This is a genomic window from Longimicrobium sp. (assembly GCF_036280135.1).
Classification (GTDB): Bacteria; Gemmatimonadota; Gemmatimonadetes; order Longimicrobiales; family Longimicrobiaceae; genus Longimicrobium.
The window spans coordinates 1-8,613 of sequence record NZ_DASURI010000054.1 but is presented as its reverse complement, the minus strand read 5'-3'; the positions used below and the strand labels follow the sequence as shown (position 1 = coordinate 8,613).

Below are 8,613 nucleotides of genomic sequence, written 5' to 3'. Positions count from 1 at the left end.
TTCCTGAGGGAGCGCCCGCGCAGGTCCTGGCCGTTCTCCGAATCCTGGGCGCGACCGAAGGATCTACTACGCGCGGGCAAGGACTCCGCCTCGATTCCGACCGCTTGCATCGCGGGCGAGATCCTTCGGTCGGCGCCAGGGTTTGTCGCGCATTCGAGATCGCGCGGCGCTTCCCTCGGGAAATCAACGCTTGCCGGCTCGGCCTCCCTTGATTTCCTGAGGGAGCGCCCGCGCAGGTCCTGGCCGTTCTCCGAATCCTGGGCGCGACCGAAGGATCTACTACGCGCGGGCAAGGACTCCGCCTCGATTCCGACATCCTGCATCGCGGGCGAGATCCTTCGGTCGGCGCCAGAGTTTGTCGCGCATTCGGGATCGTGCGGCGCCTCCCTCAGGAAATCAACGTCGCGGATCATCTGCCGATCATCGACGCGGCGCGCCGACGCATATCCTTCAAGCCCCGTCATCGTCCCGGCCCCGTTCCCTGGTTTCGCGCCGCTCCCGCCGCCCCTGCTCCCGCCGCGCCGCCCCGCGCGCCCGCGGCCGATCCGCCCGTCGCCGCCCCCGTCGCGCCGCCGAAGCCCGCGCCGGTGGACGACGCGCCCGCCGTCCCCGCCGCACCGAAGCTCGCCGCGCCGCCCGCGCCCAGCGGCAGGTCGCGGATGAGCCGCAGCTGCACGCGCGCCACGTACAGGTTGCGCGCGGCGCGGGCGCGGTCCGCCTGCGCCTGGTCCAGCGCGATGCGCGCGTCGTTCACCTCGATGAGCGTGGAGATGCCCTGCTGGTAGCGCAGCTGCGCCACCTCGTACGCCCGCTGCGCCTCTTCGACGGAGCCGGCTGTGGACTGGAAGGTGGCCAGCGCCGTCTCCACGGCCTCCACGCGGCTACGCGCGTCCAGCACGGCGCCCTCGCGCGTCTGCGCCAGCCGCGCGCGGGCCTGCTCCAGCCCGCCCTGCGCCTGCACCACGCTGCCCCGCACGCGCCCCCCGTCGAACACGGGCACGCTCACCTGCAGGCCCACCGTCAAATTGTCGGCGAAGTCGCTGCGGCGGGGCAGCAGGTCCTGCGGATACGCCGTGAGCCCGTAGTTGGAGACCACGCTCACGTTGGGCCGGCCCTGCGACCGCGCGATGGCCACCTGTCCCTCCTGGATGCGCACCGTCTGCTCCGCCTGCAGCACCGTCACGCGCGCCGCCGCCGCCGTGTCGCCGGCGGCGGGCGGGATCCAGTCCGTGAGGGCGGCCGTGCTGGCGTCCGCCGTCAGGGGCGTGGTGAGCTGCACGGGCTCGTCCAGGGGCAGGTCCACCAGCTGCTTGAGGGTAAAGAACGCCAGGTCGCGGCTGGAGCGGGTCTGCAGCACGGCGTTGCGTTGGTTGTTGCGCGCCACCCGCGCCCGCAGCACGTCGAACTCCGCCTTGTCGCCCACCTGGAAGCCCAGCTCCGACAGGCGCAGCGTCTCTTCCGCCTGCGCCAGCGAGCCCTCGGCGATCTCCAGCAGCCGCGCGCTGAGCAGGGCGTCGTAGTACGCCTCGGTGACGTCCACGACCAGCTGCGCGCCCTGCGCCGTCACCTCCAGCTCCGCGCTGGTGAGCGACGCCTCGGCAATGCGGTTCTGCGCGCCGATCCGGCCGCCAGAGTACAGCGACTGCGACAGGGACAGCCCCAGGCTGTACGCGTTGGTGCTGCCGAACCCGGCGCGGCTGATGTCGATGCCCCCCAGCCCGCCGCCGGGCGCGCCGGAGCCGGGCGGGCACAGCACGGCCGCCTCCAGCAGGGCCACGCGCTGCTCCAGGGGGAGCGCGGGGTTGGGCACGTACGCCGGGCACGCCGGCACCTGCGTGGTGTCCGGACTGCCTCCGCCGCCTCCGCCGCCCCCGCCACCCGCCCCCGCGAACTGGCTGATGACCGTGCGCGTGTAGCCCAGGCTGCTGTTCACCTGCGGCAGCCGCTCCGCCCGCGCGCCAATCTGCTGGCCGCGCGCCGTCGTCACGCCGCCGCGGGCCGCCTGCACCACCTCGCTGCTGGCGGCGGCCCGCTCCACGGCCTCTTCCAGCGAAAGCGGCCGCGGTCCTCCCGTCTGTGAACGGGCCGGCGCCGCCACGCACGCGCACAGCGCGAGCGCCAGGGCCAGCGCCGGCCCGGATCTGCTCCCGATTGCCATCCGCCGTCACGATCCCAGGGTGAGCCGCCGTCCACGCGTGTCCGCCCGCGCCGCGCGATGGGGCGCGGCGTGGGGATTGCCGGAAACGCGCGGGGCGGCGCTGCCTGCCCGGTTTTAACAATCCTGTTAATCCGGAGCGGCCGGGCAGGGGAGCAAGAGGTGCGCCACGGGCCGCCCGGTGTGACGCGCCGCGGCGCTGGTGCGTCAGGCGGGCCCGCGGCGCGCCGCGGACGTCCACGTTTCATACGACTGCGGGAAGAAGACTGGATGCCGATGCGGCAAAAGGCGGGGCGGGCGATGGCGCAGGAGCGCGACGGCGACACGGAGACGCGCATCCTGGACGCCGCGCACGCCGTGTTCATGCGCAAGGGGGCGTACGGCGCGCGCATGCAGGAGATCGCCGACGAGGCGGGGGTGAACCGGGCGCTGCTGCACTACTACTTCCACGACCGCGAGGGGCTGGCGCGCGCCGTCTTCGAGCGGGCCATGGAGGAGATGTTCCCCGCGGCCATGCGGGTGTGGGCGGCGGACGCGCCCTTCGAGCAGAACCTGCGCGAGGCCGTGCGGCTGGCGTTCGACCACCTGGGGGCCAACCCGTACCTGCCCGGCTTTCTGCAGACGGAGATGCACGTGCACCCGGAGCGGTTCCGGGAGATGATGGCGCGCGTGGCCGACGGCCCCCTGGCCGCCATCTCGGCGCAGATCCGGGCGGCGATCGACGCGGGCCACCTGCGTCCCGTGCCCCTGGACCAGCTGCTGGTGAGCATCCACGCGCTGATCGTCTTTCCGTTCTCCGCCCGCGCGTTCACGGAGACGGTTCTGGCGGAGAGCGGCCGCGACTTCGACGACTTCATCGCCGAGCGCAAGGAGACTGTGGCGGAGTTCATCCTCCGCGCCCTGCGCCCCTGATCGGCACGCTCGCAGAGTGGACGCTGATCCCGTCGCACTCGCGAAAAGCGTCATCCCGGACAGTGCTGCGAACCCTTCCGCAACTCTCCGCGCGATTGTCATCCTGAGGAGCGCCCGCACGGAACTCGAAGCGCCACAAACCTTTGGGCGCGACCGAAGGATCCTGCGTCCCAAGCACGAGGCCGGCTCCCGGGCGGGAACCGGCCTCTTCTCCGTACCTCCTTCGGCGCTGGGCCGACCGCTCGCCCGCCGTGGTGAAGACCGACATCAGCGGGGTTATTCCGCGCCCTCCTGCCCCGGCCACGGCGGCGGCTCGTCGCCCACCGGCTCGCCCGCCTGCCGCCGCTGCACCCATTCCGCGAACGCGGCACACCCACGACGCCATTCCGCCACGTAGCCTGCAATCTCGTCATCCGCCGCCTGGAGTGCGGATGCCGTGGGCTCGGCGTCGGGCGGTAGTCCTTCCCGTCGTAGCGCCTCGCGGACGAGCTGGGGACGCATGTTCTCCCAGCCGGGGAGAAGAAAGGCGTCGACGCGCTCCCGCAGGTCATCCGACAACAGGGCAAGCGCCGCGAATCCCTCGTAGCCGATGGACCACCCGGCTTCATACGTGCCACCAGACAACAGTTCAGCCAGCATGCGCGCCGCATCGCGGGCCCCCTGCTCGTCTCCCGCCAGTGCGAACGCGCGAAACAACTCGTCTTCCGTGAAGGGCAGAGCGTTCTCGTCGATGTATCGCGATGTGTCCACGGCGGTTTCCTCCCACGTCAGAAATCGGGGTGTCCCGGTCCGATCACCATGTGCAGGTCACTGTCCAGGACGGTCACGGTTCCCACCCAGAGCGTCCGGGTAATCCACGCTCCTCGGCACCAGACGGTAATGTTGCCCGCTTCCGCAATCCACCACGAATCCTTGCTGGTCGTCGGCAGGCCGATCTTGTACGTCGCGGGTGACCTGCCCCCGGTCAGGCGAGTGAAGGGATACGCGTGCGAACTGTGGAACTGGAATTCATGATTTCGGCCTCCGACCGTGATGAGAGCCGGTTGCGTGTTGCCGAAAAAGGGCTGTGGGCAGATCGTGGACACCTCCCCGCACCCCTCACCCGTTTCCTCGCCCGTGTCTGACGCTGGGCAGATCGGATCGTCCGGATCCTCACCGGGCGCTGGGAGAGTCGTTCCGCCGCCGCCGGGAGCATCACCTGCGCCGGGGCAGGATTGAACCGTCATCTCCTCGGCGGGGCCAGTGACGTCGCCTACGGAAGTCATGCAATCGCCGCCGTCATCGTCACATGACCAGTCCAGTTGTTCGTACGGGTCGCACGGTGCGGGCGACACCGGATCGAGAATGCACAGCCCTTCAAGCACGCAGCCCTGCGGGGTCATCTGGTCGTCCAGAGCTGGTACGGCGAGGTCTGCCTCGCGCTGCTGCCCGGATTGAGTGGGATGATCGGCACACGCTCCCAGCGTGAGCACGGCGCAGGCGAGAATCGCGAGGCGTAAGGTGAATCTGCGCATCTTTGGGTATCTCCGTTCCGATCGGTTGTCCATGGTTACGATCTCGGCGGAAATGAATGAACCGACTACCACCAGGAATCTTCCTCCTTTCGGGAATGTTGGGTGTGGACTCTTATTTCACAAAACGAGCGGACCCTCAGACGCACTTTAGCACGAATACCGCCTTTGCGCACGAACCGGAAGAGATGACTGTCCTGTGCTTGACCGCGGAATCTCCCACCCCGCCGCTCGTCCGTCCGGCGCGGGCAAACTTTTCCTGATCGCGATCAGGTGGATGATGTGCGCGGGCCGATTCCGCGCCCCGACGCCGACACCATGCCTCCTCAAAAAATTCGGATGCCGCCCCCTCGCCGAAAGCAGCCTCCCTACCAAGGGACGCCGTCATCCTGCTGGTTCCCTCCGGTCCGCGACCGGCCGTCGCGGCGGCAACAACCCTGCGCTTCCAACCTCCCCCAGCAGTTTTGGGGGAGGCGGGCGAGCTCCGCGAGCCCGGAGGGGGCGTTCGCGCGGAGCCTGCCACCACGAAAAAAGGCCGGCTCCATGCGCTGGAGCCGGCCTCTCGTTTCCATCCCGTGACTCAACATATAACAGCCCCGGGGACTTGCCGCCAGCCCCCACGCCTCGTGTACCGTTGGCGCCGTGAGCGGAGGTCTCACGGGATGCGCAACGGCAGTCGACACCGGGCGAAAGGGGATCCCATGCGCGTGCTTCTATCGACGATCGGATCGCGGGGCGACGTCCAGCCGCTGGTGGCGCTGGCGACGGCGTTGAGGGACATGGGCCAGGACGTACGCCTGTGCGTGCCGCCGGACTTTCGTGAATGGATCGAGGGGCTGGGGATGCCCGTAGTCCCCATCGGCCCGGAGCTGCGGCAGACGGGCAAGGCCAACGCCGCCGCGCCCCTGCCCACGCCGGAACAGCGGCTCCAGATGATCGAGGGCACCGTCGCCACCCAGTTCGAAACCCTCGCGGCGGCCGCCGAAGGCTGCGACCTGGTCGTGGGCGCCACGGCCCTGCAGGTCGCCGCGCCCTCCGTGGCCGAGCGGATGGGCATCCCCTACGTCTTCGCGGCGTACTGTCCCGCCGTGCTCCCCTCGCCGCACCACGCGCCACCCATCCTGGCGATGGTCGGCGACGCGCCCGCGCCCGAGATGGCCGACTACGGCGCGCTGTGGGCGCGGGACGCGCAGGGTTGGAACCTCACGTGGGGCCCCCTGCTGAACGCGCGGCGCGAGGCGCTGGGCCTGGCCCCGGTGGGCGACGTGCGCGCGCACGTCCTGACGCCCCGCCCGTGGCTGGCCGCGGACCCCGTGCTGGCGCCCTGGCCCGATCCCGCGGACCCGGCCGTCCTCCAGACCGGCGCGTGGATCCTGCCCGACGAGCGGCCGCTCGATCCGGAACTGGAGGCGTTCCTGGATGCGGGCGATCCGCCCGTCTACTTCGGATTCGGCAGCATCCGCGCGCCGGAGGGGCTCAGCCGCGCGATGATCGAGTCCGCCCGCGCGCTGGGGCGCCGCGCCGTCGTGCTGCGCGGCTGGGCGGGCCTGTCGCCCGTAGACGACGCGCCGGACTGCACGGCCATCGGCGAGGTGAACCAGCAGGCGCTGTTCCGGCGCGTGGCGGCTGTCGTCCACCACGGTGGCGCGGGCACCACCACCGCCGCCGCGCGGGCCGGCGCGCCGCAGGTCGTCGTCCCGCAGCAGTACGATCAGCCGTACTGGGCCGGGCGCGTCCACCGGCTGGGCATCGGCATCGCGCACGCCGCCGGGACGCCGACGGCGGAGTCGCTGACGCGCGCGCTGGAATCCACCCTCCGTCCCGAGGTCGCCGACCGCGCGCGGTCCATCGCCGTCCGCGTGCGCGATGACGGCGCGGAGGTCGCCGCGCGGCGTTTGATCACGATCGCAGCATAACCCTCACCCTGTGGGATGAAGGCAGCAGTTCAACCTCCCCCAGGGGTTTTTGGGGGAGGTGGGCGAGCTCCGCGAGCCCGGAGGGGGCGCTCGCGAGGGGCACGCCTCCCACGCACGAGCCCATTCAGGAAGGCAACTGCTTTTCCAGATCCGATGTGCGGTGGCGAAGCGGACCGAAAAAGAGCGATGGCGGTCGATTCCGCGTGGGCGGATCGTGCGCGAAAGACGCGGATGGCGTGGGGGAGGGAAGGCTAGGCGGACCGGCGGTCGTGGAGTGCCTGGCGAAGCCGCTCCTTCATGTCGGAGGGCATGGGCTCGCGGGGGAGGGAGCGGAGCCGCTGGAGGGTCTGCAGGAGGTCGCGCACGTGGCGGGTGCAGCCGGCGCAGGTGGCGAGGTGCCCGTCGAACGCCTCCCGCTCGCCGGGTGGAAGCGACTCGTCCAGGTACTCGCTCGTTCGCTGCATCAGGTCCTCGCAGGACAGACGTGCATCCATCGGGGGTTCGCCTTCAGGTCTGGGCGAGATAGGGCGCCAGCAGGTCACGGACCTTTACCCGTGCCCGGTGCAGCAGCACCCGCTGATTAGACTCGGAGATCTCCAGCATGTTACAGACCTCGCCGGCGCTCCACCCCTCCAGGTCGCGCAGCACGATCACGGCTCGCTGCTTCTCGGGGAGGGTGGCGACGGCCTGCTCCACGCGGTCCGCCAGCTCGCGCGAAAGGAGCTGCTCCTCGGCGCTGGCGGCGAACGCGGCGCCCGCGCCGAACGCGGTGCCGGCGTCGGCGGACATGCGCTCCAGCGGGTCCGCGGGGTAGGGCGTGCCGCCCCAGCCGGCGCCCTCCTGCGAGTCTGCCAGCGACGACAGCGGCACCACGCGGGCCTCGCGCGTGGCGCAGGTGCGGGCGCGGTTGATGAGGATGCGAAAGATCCAGGTCTTGAGCGACGAGCGGCCCTTGAAGCCGTGGATGCCGGCCAGCACGGCCAGCCACGTCTCCTGCACCACCTCCTCGGCGCGGGCGCGGCTGCCCACGTAGATCATGGCCGTGCGCAGCATGCCGGAATACCAGCGGTCCAGCACCAGCTCGAACGCCGCGTCGTCGCGCTCGCGCAGCGCCTGCACGAGAAGCTGCTCCTCACGTGCTTCCTGGAACGACAGGGCACCGGCCGCTACCGGCCGCGCCTGGCCTTCTCCGGGAACCGGCGCGGGCGCCGGGCTGTGATGAGCCATCTCGTGCTTCCTCCATCCGCGTGAAAATCCGCCGCGCCCCACCGTCCTGGCGATGCGCGCTCCGACACGTACCCGCGTGGTGAACGCCGCCCCGGGCACGGTGCCGTGTCCGGGGCGGATCCAGGTTTCGCGCGGCCGCGCCCGCGGCGCCGCCTGCTTGGATGGATAGCCCCGCCGCGCCGTCCGCGCAAGCGCGCGTCTGGCCGCCGTTCCGGAAACGTCACGGCTGGCCCTCGCATGGGGCAGCCCCCGCGCGAGCGCCCCCTCCGGGCTCGCGGAGCTCGCCCACCTCCCCCAAAAAACCCTGGGGGAGGTTGAACTGCTGCTTCCGTCCCACAGGGTCGGCGCGGGTGGATGCCCGGAGGTTTGAACGACCCGGATGGGCCGCAAGCGTCGTCCCGACAGCGGACCTCGCCAGGGCTTGAAGCCGTTTCCCGCCCATGCTGTCATTCTGAGGTCGGCCGGCGCCGGCTGGGACTGTCCGTCGCGTACCGCATCAGGCGCCGGACGGCCGAGAATCTGGTTGCCGGAGTGCACGGTCCCGCCCGCGCGCTGAGTTCGCGCGCGGAATCCAGCACGGGCGAGGTCTGTGCGCGGCCCGACCAGATTCTTCGGTCGGAAGGCGCCCTTGACTCCGTGCGGCGGGATAGACCGCACCGGGCGCCTTCCTCCGCTCAGAATGACAGCATGGGCGGGAAACCATTTCAAATCCATCCGGATTCGCTGTCAGGAAATCAACGCCTCTGCGTCGTGTTCATACGGCTTCGGCATTCGTTGCCGTCAGGCCGCGGCGACCCCGTGGATGAACATCGCCACCGTCCCACCTCCCCCAGGGGTTTGGGGGGGAGGTGGGCGAGCTCCGCGAGCCCGGAGGGGGCGCCGGCGCGGGGAC

General features: G+C 70.9%; 8 protein-coding genes. 2 read left to right on the top strand and 6 right to left on the bottom strand.

Annotated elements, in window-relative coordinates; translation table 11 throughout:
• Positions 1–464, bottom strand: a 464-nt coding sequence (locus VFZ20_RS01880; RefSeq protein WP_329682118.1) for a hypothetical protein, incomplete at its 3' end; no start/stop codon positions are given.
• Positions 461–2,158, bottom strand: a complete 1,698-nt coding sequence (locus tag VFZ20_RS01875) for a TolC family protein (RefSeq protein ID WP_329682117.1) — start codon at positions 2,156–2,158, stop codon at positions 461–463. The genes VFZ20_RS01875 and VFZ20_RS01880, both read right to left, overlap by 4 nt.
• Before the next feature lie 267 nt (positions 2,159–2,425).
• Here VFZ20_RS01875 and VFZ20_RS01870 point away from each other — a divergent pair, with 267 nt between their 5' ends.
• Positions 2,426–3,067 (top strand): TetR/AcrR family transcriptional regulator, encoded by a 642-nt coding sequence (locus tag VFZ20_RS01870; protein WP_329682116.1) that lies wholly within the window; start codon positions 2,426–2,428, stop codon positions 3,065–3,067.
• 276 nt (positions 3,068–3,343) lie between these two features.
• Here VFZ20_RS01870 and VFZ20_RS01865 read toward each other — a convergent pair whose 3' ends face one another.
• Together VFZ20_RS01865 and VFZ20_RS01860 are read right to left on the bottom strand one after the other, a co-directional pair.
• Positions 3,344–3,817: a hypothetical protein gene (locus VFZ20_RS01865; RefSeq protein WP_329682115.1), complete on the bottom strand. Its 474-nt coding sequence runs from the start codon at positions 3,815–3,817 to the stop codon at positions 3,344–3,346.
• Between the two features lie 17 nt (positions 3,818–3,834).
• Positions 3,835–4,581, bottom strand: coding sequence for a hypothetical protein (locus VFZ20_RS01860; protein ID WP_329682114.1), 747 nt, complete (start codon positions 4,579–4,581; stop codon positions 3,835–3,837).
• 698 nt (positions 4,582–5,279) lie between these two features.
• Here VFZ20_RS01860 and VFZ20_RS01855 point away from each other — a divergent pair.
• Positions 5,280–6,494, top strand: a complete 1,215-nt coding sequence (locus VFZ20_RS01855) for a glycosyltransferase (RefSeq protein ID WP_329682113.1) — start codon at positions 5,280–5,282, stop codon at positions 6,492–6,494.
• 251 nt (positions 6,495–6,745) lie between these two features.
• On the opposite strand, the gene VFZ20_RS01850 is transcribed toward VFZ20_RS01855, so the two are convergent.
• Both VFZ20_RS01850 and VFZ20_RS01845 read right to left on the bottom strand, forming a co-directional pair.
• Complete coding sequence (locus VFZ20_RS01850) at positions 6,746–6,988, bottom strand: anti-sigma factor family protein (protein WP_329682112.1); 243 nt, start codon at positions 6,986–6,988, stop codon at positions 6,746–6,748.
• A 13-nt stretch (positions 6,989–7,001) separates the two neighbouring features.
• Entirely contained in the window at positions 7,002–7,721 is a 720-nt protein-coding gene (locus VFZ20_RS01845) for an RNA polymerase sigma factor (RefSeq protein WP_329682111.1), read from the bottom strand.
• Positions 7,722–8,613: the final 892 nt, after the last annotated feature.